This window comes from Nitrososphaera viennensis EN76, assembly GCF_000698785.1.
GTDB lineage: Archaea > Thermoproteota > Nitrososphaeria > Nitrososphaerales > Nitrososphaeraceae > Nitrososphaera > Nitrososphaera viennensis.
In genome coordinates this window covers 1,608,852-1,624,747 of sequence record NZ_CP007536.1, presented here as the reverse complement: position 1 = coordinate 1,624,747, position 15,896 = coordinate 1,608,852, and the positions used below count along the sequence as shown (strand labels likewise).

Genomic DNA, 15,896 nt, shown 5'->3' with positions numbered 1-15,896 from the left:
AAGAATGCGTTGCAGCGGTTGCTTGATTGAATAATACATCCGCAAGCATACTTCCTTATGTTGCTTCTTGTAGAAGACTTGTGTCTTGGTCGCCGCCGTCTCTTAGATCTCACTGGCTGTCTTCCCATCACTACCGCCACCATTGTCACTGGCATCCGCTTCCAATTTGCAGATCACTTTCTCTATGGATAACCTCTCCCTCCGGTGAATTTCCGGGTCCTTTGGATCAATATTACAAGTCCAACAATGGCGCTTACGGCCACGAGCATGCTGGCAGACGCAGGAAATTCCGGCACAACCACCGTTCCTCTTGCAATCCCGTTTCTCGTGAGGTCAGGCGCCTGCCCTTCCTTGACTAGCCCCTTGACCGTCACCTCGACGCGGTAGTTCTCGTCGGCAGGGAAGTTCAATCCCGTCTGCTCGCCTGCGCCGCCCTTGGCAATCTGGTCCGCCTTTGCAAATACCTCCTTGCCGGCCTTGTCAAATATCTTGATGTCGTACTTGACGTCGTCGGTGATGCTGGCGCCGGCAAACGCGTCGACAAACCGCATGTTGAGTTTCGTATCGGTGCCTGCCTTGAGCTGGCTTGGAGTCCAGTTCATGAGGACATGGATGCCGCCCGTGTCTGTGGATATCTCGCCTGATGTCTGCTCCCCTGCGGCGCCGGCTGGAGAGAAGGAGAACGACATCTTTCCATCAGCCGGAGGATCGTTCCTGGCCATGTCCAGTATGTCGTTCTTGTTTATCAGAAGTGCAGTATGAGGTTGTTCTCGTCTGCGAACGGGTCGACTGCCAGCATGCGGCCCGCATTGGGCTTGCCGTTGACCTTGCTCAAGGCAGACGCGTCGCCCCACGCCTGCAACGACTTGGGCACCTTCACCTCTTCATGCACGAAACATTTGTGCGTTCTGTATCCTCTCTACATTCCAGTCAAAGGGCATGGCCCAGGAATAGGTCTTGGATTCTGCGTTAAAGTTAAAGTCCTCAACCTTGTCGTAGTACGAGATTATAGACATCGGGTAGGTCTTGCCGTCTGCAGACTGGACGTTCTGGCTATAGACATCGCCCACAGAGAGGGCGGTCTCGAACGTCTTGACGTCCTCGTCCTTGAAGATGTTAGTAGGAAAATCGATGCCAAATACCTCTACATCGATGCGGTACAGCCCGCCGTCCAGCAATACCGGCCCGCTGACGTTCACCGTTCCGCCAGGGTCTGCCTGCAATGCGCTAAGGAACGGCTCCCGGCTGCCCTGGATCTGGACAGGGCCTTCCTGCGGCTTTATCTTTAGCGTCAAGAGGCCGTTTTCACTCTGGAAGAAATCCTGCATGAGGGGCTTGGCTTTCGGGTCCGTGCCCTTGTACACGGCGATGTTGAGCGTCGGGAACTTTATCGTCTCGTTGGTCTTGACGTCAAACAGCCTGAACTGCAGGTACGCATCCTGCTGCGATTCTGTCGTCAGAATCGGCGGATTAATCTTGACAAAAAGCGCTGCCTCCCGGTTGCCAAATGTTGCAGGAGGAAGATTTTCCTGCGTGAGGCCGTCTGCAAAGGCTTTTGGAGAAGCAGATATCTGTGCAAGGGTGCCAGCGACAAGGAGGGTTGCAATAATTAAGAATGTCTTCTTTATGTTGATGTTCTTGTCAATTCCAAAGTGATTACTTTGTCTCATCTTTATCCTCCGCTGTGGAAAGTAGAATCTCAAACCCCTTACCTCATACTACCTCTTGAAATTAACATTAGATAAATCTAACGGTTCGATGTATCTTATATTATAACGCCTCCAGCAAGTCTTCCAAAATCCCTTTTAACCGGCCCTTATGAACGAATCTGCGTATATGAGAGTTGTATATGTGGTGGACAATCCCGTCATCGCCAAAATACTGATAGACCCCATGAGAAGGGCGATACTTGAATTGCTGAGAACTAGACCAATGACTCAAGCAAAGCTGGCAAGCGAGCTTGGCTTGGCCACCCCTTCACTTAACCACCACATGAAAGTCCTCAGATCAAAGAAATTGGTTGTCATGGTAAAGAGGGAGACGGAAAGACACAGAGTTATACAAAAGTTCTTTGCGCCAGCAGCTTATCTTTTCGTCTATGATCTGGATGCTCTCCCCAAGAACATTGCGCGTTATTTTTATCCCGTCAGCTTGGAACGGACCAGGGGAATCGTTTCCACCATCCTTCTCAAGGACTCACGTTTTCCGATTCCTCCAACGCAAGAAGCAATGAATGTGCTTTCAGAAAAGATATCCCGTGCCTTGGTTCATGCTGCAAAGGAACACTCAAATCAAGATATTGATTCTGGACTTGAAGAGAGAGTATACAAGATATACGCTGACGCAATAAAGAAGGCATTGACCTGACTTCTTTTCTAACCTTCTTTGTTTCTCAGGAAGCCTTTGATGCTTCCAGTAGCGTCATGACAGTCGCACACTCACACTAGAGTAAACTACATCCGGCTCAGACCGGCCCCATGTGAATCCAATTCTTGCCATCTTTATTTTCAACAGATATTTTATCCAATTCAAGCCTATATTACAAAACTACAGAATGTCATTCGAACTCGCTTAATAGAAGGTTATACGATAATGAATTGCTATAATCCGCGGGACGGACATCCAACCACGGAACGATAGTTCACGCCAAGTTCAGACACAAGGTCCGAAAGCCCGAGATGGGCGAGTAGGACCCTGCCTGAGCAGGAGGAAGAGAAGAGTTTCCGGGAGTTACTTTTTGATCATGTTTTTGCCGGGCCTGCATCGCGCGGCGCTGCTTCAGACAGTTAACATGGTTAACCTAGACTATAATTACAGACCATAGATTGTACATATGCACATACACATATGCATGAAGCTGATTTCAAAGAAGATAGTAGCACGTTTCATGAAGACTCTGTCAATGCAACTTTTCGTGTCAGTTCGGCCGTAATGAAGAAACTGCGCGCAGAATCAGAAAAAAGGCAGACAAGCCTTAACGCATACATTAACCAGGTATTGCGCCAGCATGTTGAATGGGACCTGTTTGAATCCAAGATTGGAATGATGCCGTTTCCAAAACCGGTGCTGGCAAGCATATTTGCAAGTATGAACCAGGACGAGGTCGAAAAGCTTGCAAATGGAATTGGAAAGAGTACCGCCATCGATATGTCAATCTTTGTACAGGGCAGATTCAATTCTGATGCATTCATTTCATGGATCGAGATGAGGATGAAGAATTCGGGCTGCGAAGTCGCGCACCGCACGCGAGAAGACGGCGGCCATAACATAATCATAAAACACGATCTGGGAAAGAACTGGTCCCTCTACCTGAAGATAATGCTCGAGTCTACGCTGGAGGCGTTTGGAAAAGCGCCAGTTTTTTTCATAAGCGACTCGCTTGTATCGCTCGAATACAAAAACTGACCTTCTCTATTTGTTTTAAGAAAAGAAAATGAGGACAGGGAAACCAGCACAGTCCCTCCCTGTCCTCAGCACAGATGCGTATATTCTCTCCCTCTATCTCGGTGTGTGTATGTATGTCTCTTTTTTGTTCGTTTGTTCTTTCCTACGGTATCGACCTGCTGTACAGCTTGCCTTCCAGCGCTAGCTTGTACAACTCTGCTACATACGGGTTCTTTGCTGGTGTTTCTGCACCCAGTTCCACCAGTCTGGCGTACACTCTGACGACATAGGCCAGAGCGCCCATGAATGCCACTACGACACCCATGTTGAACATCCAGTGGTTCGGAACGGAGAAGATTTCTTCCACGAACCAGAAGTGCCAGAGTTCATTCACACCTATGGTGAACATGGTTGCCAGATAGCCAATGATGGTTATCTTCAAGCCCGTGTTCATCGAGTTGCCTGGACCTCTGAGTACCGGGACCCTTCTATCGTACATGGCCACCATGCCCCAGCCGATTGGAAGGGCCACGAAGTGGCTGTACAGCCACCAGTGGGCCGGCGTGAAGGCCGAGTCTCTGATTGCAGTCTGGTGCAGCGAGCCATCGACGAAGTTGTCGACTTCGACGGAGGCTGCGATAGAACCAAGGCATATGACAAAGATGTAGATCTTTTTCAGCCTCTGTATTTCGACTTCTTTTGGTATCAGTGCAGGCATTTGTGCCATTTTAGTTCCTCGCCATTTATAGAAAATCGTAATTCTAATTACTTGTGTTGCAAAATCTACAAGTAATGATATACATTTTACAGACATGCATTGGATACTGTGCTATTAGTCACACTGACAAGAGCTAGTTATTATAGAAATTATATGTTGTTCAGGATGAGCAATAATGATTTATAATATCGATAGGCATTCTTTGCAAAAACATGCATTTCCATGCAAATCCCTGCAATAAAGTGCATGCATGTGCAGACTCTGCTTTACTGCATTTCAAGATAATGCTCGTTTCTCGGTGTTTGCAGAGACTGCGACTTTTCTAATTCTATTTCTTGGTCGCGATATTGGAGTCATGATGTCTGCACTGCAGACTTGTCTATTTCAGATGCTGCCGCGGCCATCAGTATAAGCTCCTTTTCTCACAGGCGAGCAAGTTGATGCGCTTGAGAGGAGCAATAAGAGCGAAAAGAAACTCTGCAAAATATCTTTTTATTTTTCCAAGTTACGTCGTCGTCCGCAAGAGGGAAGAAACAAGATAAGGAGTATGCTTAAAGAGTTATGAAGCGGCTTGGCAAAAGCCGACATAGGCAATTTTTGCAGGATTGTAAATTTTTTAAAATTATGTCTTCTTGAAATGACGAAGTGGGAATAATCAAAGAAGTTTGGAGATGTGTTTACTGCAACAAGGACGTGGGCGGAAGTGAGGGGCAACTGAAGTACCACCTCAAGAGATTCCACCAAGATACTTCCCGGAAGCAGCAGTAGTAGGTGGCATCATCATCACCATTCCCTTTTTTTGAACCTAGGGTAATAGAGTGAATTGACTGACAGCAGAATATCCTGCCGGGTTTCATAATATATGTCATAGTAGATTTTTCGGTTAGCACATTTAGTAAATTTCTGAAAGAAGCCTTAAAGCGTCGGACTCGAAAACTGTAGTAATGCCAACATTTCTTGATTCGCATCCAATGGGTCCTGTAGAAGAAGAGGCACTAAAGCAGGCGCAGAAATCACCAACAGATGAATTTGGAATCACGCACAAGAACATCCTTTACAACAAGCAAGAGAACAAAGTTTTCTGCATTCTGGATGCTCCCAATAAGGAAGCAGTAGAAAATTCCCATCAGAAGCTTGGAATGAAGTGCGACTGGGTAATAGAAGTACAGACTACGGCATAGGCGCACTTCATACACATATTTTTTCAATACACTAAAAACGGCCGTAGCTGGCGCGGGTAAGATAATATTTTGATTCTAGACGTACAACAATGGCCGTAGTAATGGGGATGACCAGAAATCGCTTTTCTTACTGTTGTTGTCCAAGACTTGCAGCAGCATCTACGCCGTCGTAATCATCATCGTTGTTGTTGTCGATTGATACAGGAAGCGACTCTACTTGTCTGCCATCACACGCAGGGCAGCTTACGATCCTGGATTCACCCTTGTGCAAAGGTTCTATCGAAATCAATGATGCGCACCAGAAACAGCCGTCACAAATCAGAAATTTGGCCTGCCGCGTCTTGCCGTCAGATGTCCTTTTTCTAGCCCGGAAAAGGCTTGACCTGACATCGTCCTTTGCATTGGCAACATTAGCATTAGTGAATGTAGCTGCTGTTTCTTCCTTCATGGCATAGACGACCATGGTCGCAGCACTCATGTGCCGCGAGGCTTCTTTATGCGAAAGAAGTGCATCGCAAAGCAGAGCAAATGCGGCCACTATTAACAGGGAAGAATTAGTTTTGACAAAATTACGAAGAGTCACATCGTGTAGATGATGTGCTGGTAGAACTTAAAAAAGTTAGGATGTGTGCAGCTGGCCGTGCTGGTGCTCCTTACTCTCTGCTGTGACGGTTTTGTGTCGTTACTGTTCAAAAATGTGCGTGTGCGCACTCGTGTAACGGTTTCGTGTGCATGCGTATGGCAGGAAGTGCTGCTGCGGGGATAAAGAGGGAGGGACGGCGGTCAAGATAAAATCTGACAAGCATGTTCGCTTGCTTGGCAAGGATGGGAAAGAAGGGTTCTCATGTACACTTGTTTGTTCACATTGTTGCATTCTGGGCTATTTCAGGTTATCATAATCGTCATCATGATTCATGTCGATTGATGGTAGCAGCAGTAGCATATTAGTAGCGGTGTGATTTTACGTTGGCAGACATCCTAGGCCTAGCTTGAGAAAGTTCTGTTATGAATATTTCAGATGGGATTGATACTCAATTGTGTTACCCAAGTTTTAAGATGGCTAACTGTGAAAATTGTATTAATGTCAGGTCTAACCCGAAGTAAAAAATTCTTGAATCCCACGGTGCTGTCCTCGGTAGTTGTTGCGGCTGTTGTTGTTGGCTTGGTGCTTGCTGCTCTCCCATCTTTGGGAACAGTGATGACGACGACTACTACGATGGTCACGCCTTTGAGTGCTTTTGCGCAGCTGCCACCACTAGTAATAACAATACTACTACTATGACAACAATGCAGCTGAACGGCACCATAAACGTCAAACAGGCAGCAAAGGACTTTTTGAACGAGCACCTTAATGCGACTCTGGTGGATGCGACTGACTTGGCAGAAGAGCAGATCACTAACGGCACGGTGGTTGCTGGCAGCTTGGACGCAGTGCAGGACTCTCTTGTATACAAAATCACGGTGGCCGACCTAAATAGCGAGCTGGCATACAAAGTGTACGTCGATCCTAGCACGGGAAGAGTTCTTGCCACATCTACAGAAGGAACGCCTTTGGCCGAGCTTGGTGGTGCTGCTGGCAACGTAACAAACTTTGAAAACGTCACCATAACACTAGTCGACGCGGCCGATGTAGCAGAAGACCAGATTCCTAATGGCATAGCAATTGCAGGCGACATTGAAGTTTCACAGGGCAATATGGTAGTCTATAGCATCACAGTCGCGGATGTTGACAGCGGGATGCTCTACAAGATGACTGTTGACCCCAACACCAGCGCGGTTTCCACCCCCCAGGGGATGCCAATGGGGAACTTGGGAATTGGAGGTGTTTTCTGAGGGGAGAGGCAATGATGTACATAATAGGAGAGGACCCTAACCGCCCCTTGTATAGTTCATGAACTTGTAGCTGTCATGCATAATCTGCCAAAAAGCATCAGGGTGCATAGTTTTTCCACCTATGTCCGGCGATGCAGACAAATACGACATGAGTCCCGCAGATTTTGAACAAACGGCGAGACTCCTACATACATTTCTAAGAAAAGAAATAATTATCTTTCGATTTTGGTGAATAACGAATTGCACTAAGACTAGTGGTAATGTTATATGCAACAACCGAAGGATGTCGAGAGTCATTGGGGATCAAATTCATCATGTTTTAGGGCTAACACGTGCGTTACAGGCTCAAATCACTTCATCTTGTATAACGATGCGGGTATTATAGATGGAGTCATAGATGTCAAAGATCTCAACGTAGGAGCAGCATAGCTGTTAAGAATGCGTCGCGATCAAGGGAATGTCGTGATCAAATGTAAGGACTCTGCGATGACACGGCAGGAGGGAAGAAAATCTGGTTTGACCACAAATATTCTGAATATGAGCTGTCGTCTTGGGCAAAAACATGAAAACAATAACTGCAAAGGCCGAGACGTTCGCATACTTTAACAACCACTACAATGCAAAAGCGCCCACAAACGCGCTAGAGCTCCTGCAGATGATGGGTGCCATGACAGAAAGCTAGGAAAGGGTGCTGAAGTTGATAGGCAGGCGCGCCAAGAGGGCTCCAAAGATAACCGACTACGTTGGCACGTGACCTGAAACTGATCAGAACGCTAGTCGGAAAACGAGAACGTTATGGTCTCTCCCACGACCTTGATGCCGGCCTTCTTGCCCAGGACGTCCTGCGCAAGCTCTGACACGAGCGTCCTGACATAGAGCGACCACTTGCTCCCGAGGTTGTGCTGTATCTTGAGCCGGTACGCTCCGTCGTTCACCTCGACGTTCTGCTGCATCCACGACACGTTTAGCCACGTCCTTATGAGCTCTGCAAAGTCCCCCACGGTAGGGTTGTCGTTCATGAAGGCCAGTATGTTCTTGAACTTTTGCTTCTCCAGCTTTTGCGCGAGGTTCACCACCTGCTCGTCGCTCAGCTGGTGGAGCGTCTCCTTCAGGAAGGCCTCAGTCATGGGCAGGAGGCCAACCTTCCTTTCATACCTCTCCCAGAGTATGTGGTTGGAGAAGATCTTGGACGCGTAGCTGTTGAGGCTCACTCCCTCGACCTCGGCATCGCGCCTGAGCTCTTCTATCAGGGCGGACGGCAGCCTGAACGTAATGGTTCCGGTCTTGCCCTTCTGGGACTCGGCTTCGCTTTTGTGCAAAATGGGCGTCTGTCAGGCTTGGGCTTGAACAGAATTAAAAGATTTGCATGATAAGAAAAAAGATCACCACCTGCTCGAGTCTCCCTCAAGTAGGCCCGAGCCGTGGTGCAGCCTGTCGATGTGCTTTGACAGCTCCTCGTTGCTTGCGAACTTGGACTGGCAGTACGGGCATGACACCGCCTTGTCTTTCATGACAATACTGTTCCTTCCTGCTATTTAGCAGGCGTGTTTACATTGTGTTGCAAAGTGGACGCGCTGCCCAAATACGCCGGCCAAGCAGACACGTTGATTGTTTGAAGGCGGCCTTGGGATGTGGGTCCTGTTCGGGCTCTTTGTGGGCGTCGCGCTTGCAATAGACCTAGGGCTGATAGGCGCCATAAGAAGGCTGGCCGGGCGCATGCCGCAGGTCGCCCATGAGACGAGCGCGTTCCGACAGGGCCTCATATGGACCATTATCTGGATAGGGCTTGCGGCAGTCTTTGCGGCGCTCGTCCTCGTCCAGATGGGCCGTGACAAGATGCTCGAGTTTGTCACCGGCTACGTGGTCGAAAAGTCGCTGAGCGTCGACAACATGTTCGTATTTCTCCTGATATTTTCGTCGCTTGGCGTGCCGCACGCCATGCAACACAGGGTCCTTTCCGTCGGGATCCTGAGCGCGATAGCGATGAGGATACCGCTGATAATCGTGGGAGTGTCGCTTCTTGAAACGTTCCACTGGATGATCTTTATCTTTGGCGGCATGCTGCTGCTCACGGCTGCCAGGATGATCGTGCAGAAGAAGGAGAAAAAGATCGAGGTAGAAAAGAACCTCGCAGTCAGGATGCTGAAGAAGATGATCCCTGTTTCCTCCGAGCTGCACAACGGGAGGTTCCTCACAAGGATAGGAGGAGTCCTGTACGCCACTCCTCTGCTCGTCGCGCTTGTCATAGTCGAGATGACCGACCTTGTGTTTGCCATCGACTCGATTCCTGCCGTGCTTGCGATTACCAGCGACCACTTTATCGTCATAACTTCAAACGTCTTTGCGATCCTCGGCCTCAGGAGCCTGTACTTTCTGCTTGCCGGGATGATGGAGAAATTCTATTACCTAAAGCCAGCGCTCATTGCACTGTTGCTGTTCATAGGCGTGAAGATGGTTGCTTCAGACGTTCTTCACATTCCGGTCACCGTGTCGCTTGTGGTGATAGGCTTGATACTTGGCGGTGCCCTGTCATTGTCAGTAGTTCGTGTGAAAAGGGAAAAGGCTGCCGGGACTCCAGATTCTGGTGGTAGAATGAAGTGAAATGTTATCTTGCGATTTTGCTGCGTATCAAGATACGGCCGGACTAGGCGTAATAGTATATGCAACATTCCTTGTAGCATACATCGAGAATATCTTTTTGTTTCTTCACCTGACAAACAATTCGAATATGGCAGCGCACGAGAAAAATACATTTATCAACAGCACCAATGCGCATATGGTTATGGGTAGTCTTAGTGGCAAGACAGAAACTATAGCTTTTAGACTGGATACCTCAATAATTGAAAGGCTAAGAAACGACGCAAAACAGAAGGAGATAAGCCTTAACGCTCTTGCCGGACAGATATTCAAACAACATATAGACTGGCATTCTAATGCAGCAAAGGCAGGGTTCTTGACGGTCAGAAGGGGATTGATAGTAAAACTGCTAGAATTGGCTACAGACCGCGAGCTAGTTGAGATAGCCGAATACATCGCCAAGAAAGAGACCAAGAATTTTGTCTTGATGCTAAGAAACGAGTACAATATAACGTCTGTTCTGGATGTAGTAGAAACCTGGATAAGGATAGCAGGTTATCCATACAGACATGAGGTGAACTACTCAAAACATTCCTATACCATTCAACATGAAATGGGGAAAAAGTGGTCGCTCTACATTTCAAACCAGTACCAGTTTATGTTTGAGGATTTCGGACTGAAGAAAGTAGATTTTGAAATTACTGACAGTGTGATCTCCTTCACTGTAGACACCGAGAATATAGTGTGACGGTACATACCATTTAGCAAGAGTTTTGAATTTTAGAGTTGTTTGATTATTGAAGAATTTCCTATGACCATTCTGCATTATTAGATTTATTTCACGGTCAGGAACCGCCGGGGTCGATGGGGATAGACGAACCCCTCGCCATGCCCACATGTGCACAAGTACTTTGGGCTGCTATATTGTTCTCTCATAATCTTGCCACACAGAGGACATCTTGGCGCACTTTTTTGGTAACAGCTTTGATTCAGACTTGGATTTTCGGTCATTCGCTGGATGTCACGCTCACTTTATCTATGGACGTGGTCCTGGGCTTGGAGTAAGTGAAGATCGTCTCGTACTCTTGACTCAAAATAACATCCTTGGTGATTTGTTGGATTTTCGACTTTGGGATGTCAAACCTATAATGATGGTGACCAAGAACTATAATGCTCTTGTCGGCGTCTGCTATCACATGACCAACGAATTGGTCATCTCGACTTTTTACCTTTCTCCCGATTAACGATTTTGTGTGCAATTCGTGCGAGTTTGACCGTTCAACTCTCTCTGGCGTCCTCTCCAATCGGGGAACAGGCATGGCAGCCTCCCTGCTTTTCTTGTAGCGTCTCGCGATTTCATACAAAGGGAGCCCTATCAAGACCATATCTTTTGTACTCATGATCTCTGATCTGATCACATCGTACCTGTCATCGCCCTCCCCGAATACAACGATGACATTTGGTGTTTCCAGTACTACCTGACCTATATGTGGGGTGTCTAAAGCACTAACCTCTCTAAATAATAATTTCTCAGGGTAGATGATTTCTTGTCACCTCTGACAAGTGTGCGATTTCGATTATTCCTGCAGTTCTTGATGGTCGACATAATTGATAATCTCGATTTCCAGGAATCTTCGCCGCGAATATCTTTGTCTTTTTGCTTCTTGCTCTAGTCCGGAGTAGGTAATTACAGCATGGACAGTACTTGGAATCGGTCTTCACATAGATTGCGCAAACTGTGCACTTTTTCAGACCTTCTAAATAAGGACTAGTTGAGAATCCTGTTTTCTTTGCTTGAAGAGTTTTGCATAGGTCCCTGCATCTCTGACCGGGCATTCTTGATCACCAGCAGTTCCTATAATGCTCAGTAGAAGTTTTGCCAGTCACATTGCTCACCGTTGACGCGAATCTCCCAAAAGACCAGAACCTTGATGCATTCTATCTATGTGCTTTGATAGCTCTATGTTACTTGCAAACTTGGACAAACGATATGTGGACCGGGAACCTTGCATATGTTTGCTCATGTTGCAAATTAGCCTATGCACCAGTTTTATGAGTGACGTTTACTCTGCAATACTTTGCAAACTTCAAGCTTAAGTCAACTCGCGACAGACCGCAACAAGAAGAACATGAAAGCTGCTGTTTATCGATCACATAGCAAGGATCCCCGACAAGTTGTCAGGATTGAGGATATTGATGTACCAAAAATAAAATCCCATGAAGTCTTGATAAAGGTTGATGCTGCGGCCTATAACTACAATGACCTCTGGGGAATCTGGGGAGAACCTATCAAGATTCCACTCCCTCACATCTCGGGATCCGACGTCGCAGGTACGGTGATTGAAGTCGGGGATGATGTCTCCAAGATAAGGGTAGGAGACAGGATTGTCTCTCACCCTAACCTTACTTGCAGAGTATGCTACCAGTGCACCTCTGGCCGTGAATATGATTGCAGTGACCGGCTTGTATGGGGATTTCAAACAGGGCCGCTTTGGGGCGGATTTGCTCAGTATACCCATCTTCCAGAAGTGAACGTAGTCAAGCTACCCGATAGTGTATCATTCAACGATGCTGCAGCCATTTCGATGGTTGGGATGACCGCATGGCACATGTTGGTAACAAGAGCGGGGATAAGGCCCGGCCAGACTGTATTGATAATGGGAGGAGGAAGTGGCATGGGAATAGCCGGTATCCAGATAGCCAAGCTGTTCAATTGCGACGTCATCGCTACTGCCGGTAACAAGGAGAAAATGGACAAGTGTATCAAGCTTGGCGCCGACTATGTTGTGAACCACCGCGAAGACGGTTGGCACAGGAAAGTGCGAGAGATTACAAACAAGCTTGGAGTCGATGTTATCTTCGAACACATAGGCAAGACAGTATTTCCGCAGGAAGTAGGGCTTTTGAAGATGGGCGGTACTCTGGTTTCAACGGGTGCTACGACTGGATACGACTCGACAATCGACCTGAGGTACCTCTTCTTCAGAGGTATCAACCTACTTGGAGCCACACAGGGTACAAAGGCCGGCCTGGAAGAGGTCATCAGCTGGGTTAGCAAGGGCAAGATAAAATCAGTCATAGACACAGTCCTTCCCTTCAGCAATATGGTGGAGGGCCACGTAAAGATGGCAGACTCACAGCTGTTTGGCAAGGTACTAACCACTCCTCAGAGGTTGTAGGGTTCGTCAATGACAGGTTTCAAGTTCGGAACCGCAATAAACTGCATCGACGGAAGGACTCAGCAAGTTGTGATAGACTACATGAGGCAGAACTTTGAAGTTGATGGAGTAGACATGGTAAACTTTCCAGGCGCGGACGGAACCTTTGCAAACTGCGAACATTCGGAAGAGTTGGTGTTCATAAAACGAGCGACTTCTATATCCATAGAAAGGCACGGTTCAAAAGTGATAGCGGTGGTAGGACATCACGATTGTGCAGGCAACCCGGGAGACAAAGAACATCATTACGCGCACATAAGGAGGGCAGTTCAGGAAGTCCACTCGTGGAAGTTTCCAGTGCAAATCATCGGACTTTATGTCAACGATGAATGGAAAATTGAGGAGGTAAGACGATCATAATGAATCAAAACTATCTTGGAGTTAGGTTTTGCACTCGATTACACACTTGGATAGCTCGTATTATAGCATATTGTGGGCATAGAAGTAGTCAAGCTTACAGTATCAAACCGTACATGGATTGACTTTGCTATCTGCGCCTTGATATGTTCTGGACGATAACATCAAAATTTCTGGCGTACATTTTTAACTGATGCTACCTACGTAATCACAATGGCGGCAGAGGCGGCTCAGGTAATTCAGGATTTTGCAATCGTGATGGTCATCGCTTCTGTCATGGCCCTGGTCTTTTACAAGATAAAGCAGCCGATGGTCATAGGCTACATTGCGGCAGGAATGCTCATCGGCCCGTATACCCCGCCGTTTTCATTAGTCTCTCATCCCGAGGTCGTCAACCTCCTTGCAGAGATAGGGATCGTCCTGCTGCTGTTCGTTGTCGGCCTGGAATACCCGATAGCCAAGCTGCGGTCGGTCGGCAAGAAGGCTCTTGTCATAGCAATGACTGAAGCCTTTGGCACGCTGGCTCTGGGATACGTTGTCGGCCAGGCGATGGGGCTGGCGCTGTTTGACAGCCTGTTTCTGGCGCTTTCGATCTCCGTCACGAGCACGGTGATAGTGATGCGCGTTCTTGAAGAGCTTGGCATGCTGCAGGACAAGGCATCGATTCTTCTCCTGGGAGTCGCAGTCATCGAGGACATCATCATCGTCTCTATACTTGCAGTATTGCAGTCCGTTGCGTCGACCGGCAGCCTTTCGATACAGGAAATAGGGATATCCGTCGGGCTCGTGCTGGCGTTCATAGGAGGCGCCCTGTTCATCGGCTCCAAGACTGTGCCCAAGTTTGTAGACCTCGTCGGCAAGACCAACCACCACGATCTGGTCATAGTGGCCGTTCTGGGCGTGGCGTTTGGACTGTCGTTCATCGCAAACGAGATAGGGATCTCCGTCGCGGCCGGCGCCTTTTTTGCAGGCGTGCTCGTGGCAGAATCCAAGTCCCATGCGGTGGCCCGGGTCCTGTCCATGCCGCTGAGGGACATGTTTGCGGCCCTGTTCTTTGTTTCCGTGGGGGCGCTCATGGATATTTCCCTGCTTCCGCTGTTCATAGTCCCTGCCATGATACTGATCGCCACGTCGTTCGGGGCAAAATTCACAACCGTGTACTTTTCCGCCAAGATGCTGCGCACGGACAAAAAGACGTCGATGAAGGCAGGCTTTGCGCTGTCTGCGTCCGGCGGCGAGCTGGCGCTTGTGACGGCCAAGGGCGGCGCGGACGTCGGTGCGACAAGCTCGTTCATCCTTCCAATGGTCGGCACGATGACCATAATCACCACGTTCCTTTCGCCCTACGTCATCAAGTTTGGCTGGAAGCTTGCCGGTTCCCTAAAGCAACAGGAAAAGAAAGAAGAGGAAAAAGAAGAAGAAAAGAAAGACGACTTGCCTTCGTCCTAGTTTTTCTTCTTTTCATTTATCATCTTAGTTCAAAAGCTCTTCTTGTCATTTTGAATAGGCGAGGATTTCAAACCTGTTTGAACAGTGTCGTCCTGCCTGTGTTGTACCTGGAAGAGAAAGGCCGCTGTATCGCAAGCTGGCGTGTTCTTCTACACCAAAAAGAGGTTTGATTACTCCATTCACAGGCTCCTGTAGCAGACACAGAGGCCTGAATAGTCCACAAGGTGTGAAAGCTGCTTAATTGCGAAGCAGCTGCTGCAGCGTGGAATTGCTCTCGGCTTGCAGCTCGGCCTCTTCGCGCCAATCATCAACGTTAATTACCGCAAGGTGACGAGCTACCTCCTCTCTTGTGTGGTCAAGCATAAGGTGCTGACTCATTCTTTCAGGCGTATAAGAGCAATTGCATATGTAGCATAATGGGTTCTTGTAATAATTGAGGCTGGATTCTTTTGCTGCATATTACCATTCTAAATGCCCATGAATATACCATTCATGACGGCGCAAAAAAATATTCAGAATGGAAAGACGATAAATTACAGAGTGTATTGGCTTCTGCCTTCAATAAAGTACTGGGCTCTACGACCTCGGATCTGGTATTAAAGACTCTAAAGTCGGTTTACAAGGTGGATGAAAAAGCCATCATTTCCGATCCAGCAATTCTGGAGGATGCGATAGGCAAATTCTTTAGAGATTCGTCGCTTGCCATTTTAGCGGCCGTCCTGAAGGATCTAAAGACCGAAATAGCATTTCATCGCCAATCACCTAGCGTGTCTGCAAGCTAAAATAATTATTTCAAAGTTGCAGAGTTTTTCATCACAAGTATGTGTGATGCCTCGCACCAAAGCGCAGGCCTGTTGAATGAAATGAAAGCCAACTGGCTTTCGAAGACATGTGGCTTTCCCTTCGAGACTGCTTCCAAGGGTCCTGGCAGCCCCGTGGTTTGCCCCTGTAAGATGCATTTGGACTATCCTTCCACCCTTGCGAGTGGCAGACCACCTTTTCCGGCGTCTTGCAGGCACTGATTTTTAACCTAGGCCCAGCAGGCCTTTACCTGCTGCGCGGCGCCGAACAGTGCATCTGTCTTCTTTTTCGGCCAGTTGGCTACGTGTCTTTTGCAGAAATTAGCCTTAAGGCTTTCTGTCACTATCTTCAGTTTCAATGAAACGCCGAACACACAAG

At 47.8% G+C, this 15,896-nt stretch carries 17 protein-coding genes; 10 read left to right on the top strand and 7 right to left on the bottom strand.

Translation table 11 applies throughout. The features are described 5' to 3' along the window. Positions 1 to 182: 182 nt before the first annotated feature. From NVIE_RS09285 to NVIE_RS09280, 3 genes are read right to left on the bottom strand one after another with little or no spacing between them, the layout of a single operon-like run. Positions 183 to 722: a hypothetical protein gene (locus NVIE_RS09285; protein ID WP_075055004.1), complete on the bottom strand. Its 540-nt coding sequence runs from the start codon at positions 720 to 722 to the stop codon at positions 183 to 185. A gap of 23 nt (positions 723 to 745) precedes the next feature. Continuing rightward, positions 746 to 892 carry a hypothetical protein gene (locus NVIE_RS15455; RefSeq protein WP_158435172.1) on the bottom strand — a complete coding sequence of 49 codons (147 nt, stop codon included), beginning with the start codon at positions 890 to 892 and terminating at the stop codon, positions 746 to 748. After that, positions 885 to 1,670 (bottom strand): hypothetical protein, encoded by a 786-nt coding sequence (locus tag NVIE_RS09280; RefSeq protein ID WP_144239616.1) that lies wholly within the window; start codon positions 1,668 to 1,670, stop codon positions 885 to 887. The genes NVIE_RS15455 and NVIE_RS09280 overlap by 8 nt, the downstream gene beginning before the upstream one ends. A 166-nt stretch (positions 1,671 to 1,836) precedes the next feature. Here NVIE_RS09280 and NVIE_RS09275 point away from each other — a divergent pair, with 166 nt between their 5' ends. Next, entirely contained in the window at positions 1,837 to 2,367 is a 531-nt protein-coding gene (locus NVIE_RS09275; RefSeq protein WP_158435171.1) for an ArsR/SmtB family transcription factor, read from the top strand. 480 nt (positions 2,368 to 2,847) lie between these two features. Further along, a complete protein-coding gene (locus NVIE_RS09270) occupies positions 2,848 to 3,405 on the top strand; it encodes a hypothetical protein (protein ID WP_075055001.1) in 558 nt (185 codons plus the stop codon). Between the two features lie 142 nt (positions 3,406 to 3,547). On the opposite strand, the gene NVIE_RS09265 is transcribed toward NVIE_RS09270, so the two are convergent. Beyond that, the gene (locus NVIE_RS09265; protein ID WP_075055000.1) at positions 3,548 to 4,198 is read right to left on the bottom strand and encodes a methane monooxygenase/ammonia monooxygenase subunit C; all 651 of its coding nucleotides are present in this window, start codon (positions 4,196 to 4,198) and stop codon (positions 3,548 to 3,550) included. An 848-nt stretch (positions 4,199 to 5,046) separates the two neighbouring features. On the opposite strand from NVIE_RS09265, the gene NVIE_RS09255 reads away from it, so the two are divergent. Further along, positions 5,047 to 5,283: a nickel-binding protein gene (locus tag NVIE_RS09255; RefSeq protein ID WP_075054999.1), complete on the top strand. Its 237-nt coding sequence runs from the start codon at positions 5,047 to 5,049 to the stop codon at positions 5,281 to 5,283. 127 nt (positions 5,284 to 5,410) lie between these two features. Here the strand turns inward: NVIE_RS09255 and NVIE_RS09250 are convergent, their stop codons facing one another. Next, positions 5,411 to 5,761, bottom strand: a complete 351-nt coding sequence (locus NVIE_RS09250) for a hypothetical protein (RefSeq protein WP_075054998.1) — start codon at positions 5,759 to 5,761, stop codon at positions 5,411 to 5,413. Positions 5,762 to 6,561: 800 nt separating this feature from the next. On the opposite strand from NVIE_RS09250, the gene NVIE_RS09245 reads away from it, so the two are divergent. Then, a complete protein-coding gene (locus tag NVIE_RS09245) occupies positions 6,562 to 7,116 on the top strand; it encodes a PepSY domain-containing protein (protein WP_084790739.1) in 555 nt (184 codons plus the stop codon). Positions 7,117 to 7,889: 773 nt separating this feature from the next. Here the strand turns inward: NVIE_RS09245 and NVIE_RS09240 are convergent. Both NVIE_RS09240 and NVIE_RS16100 read right to left on the bottom strand, forming a co-directional pair. Next, positions 7,890 to 8,435, bottom strand: a complete 546-nt coding sequence (locus NVIE_RS09240; protein ID WP_075054996.1) for a toxin-antitoxin system HicB family antitoxin — start codon at positions 8,433 to 8,435, stop codon at positions 7,890 to 7,892. A 63-nt stretch (positions 8,436 to 8,498) separates the two neighbouring features. Next, positions 8,499 to 8,627, bottom strand: coding sequence for a hypothetical protein (locus NVIE_RS16100; RefSeq protein WP_258914100.1), 129 nt, complete (start codon positions 8,625 to 8,627; stop codon positions 8,499 to 8,501). 97 nt (positions 8,628 to 8,724) lie between these two features. Between NVIE_RS16100 and NVIE_RS09235 the strand changes: the two genes are divergently transcribed. The 6 genes from NVIE_RS09235 (at position 8,725) to NVIE_RS09205 (ending at position 15,499) form a co-directional block, all read left to right on the top strand. After that, on the top strand, positions 8,725 to 9,717 hold the full coding sequence (locus tag NVIE_RS09235) for a TerC/Alx family metal homeostasis membrane protein (protein ID WP_227717317.1): 993 nt from the start codon (positions 8,725 to 8,727) through the stop codon (positions 9,715 to 9,717). 127 nt (positions 9,718 to 9,844) lie between these two features. Further along, positions 9,845 to 10,441, top strand: coding sequence for a hypothetical protein (locus tag NVIE_RS09230; RefSeq protein WP_144239614.1), 597 nt, complete (start codon positions 9,845 to 9,847; stop codon positions 10,439 to 10,441). Between the two features lie 1,381 nt (positions 10,442 to 11,822). Next, the gene (locus tag NVIE_RS16300) at positions 11,823 to 12,872 is read left to right on the top strand and encodes a zinc-binding dehydrogenase (protein WP_075056119.1); all 1,050 of its coding nucleotides are present in this window, start codon (positions 11,823 to 11,825) and stop codon (positions 12,870 to 12,872) included. A 9-nt stretch (positions 12,873 to 12,881) separates the two neighbouring features. Beyond that, a complete protein-coding gene (locus NVIE_RS09215) occupies positions 12,882 to 13,271 on the top strand; it encodes a carbonic anhydrase (protein ID WP_075054993.1) in 390 nt (129 codons plus the stop codon). A 210-nt stretch (positions 13,272 to 13,481) separates the two neighbouring features. Then, positions 13,482 to 14,717 carry a cation:proton antiporter gene (locus tag NVIE_RS09210; RefSeq protein WP_227717316.1) on the top strand — a complete coding sequence of 412 codons (1,236 nt, stop codon included), beginning with the start codon at positions 13,482 to 13,484 and terminating at the stop codon, positions 14,715 to 14,717. Between the two features lie 545 nt (positions 14,718 to 15,262). Then, entirely contained in the window at positions 15,263 to 15,499 is a 237-nt protein-coding gene (locus tag NVIE_RS09205; RefSeq protein ID WP_144239613.1) for a hypothetical protein, read from the top strand. Positions 15,500 to 15,896: the final 397 nt, after the last annotated feature.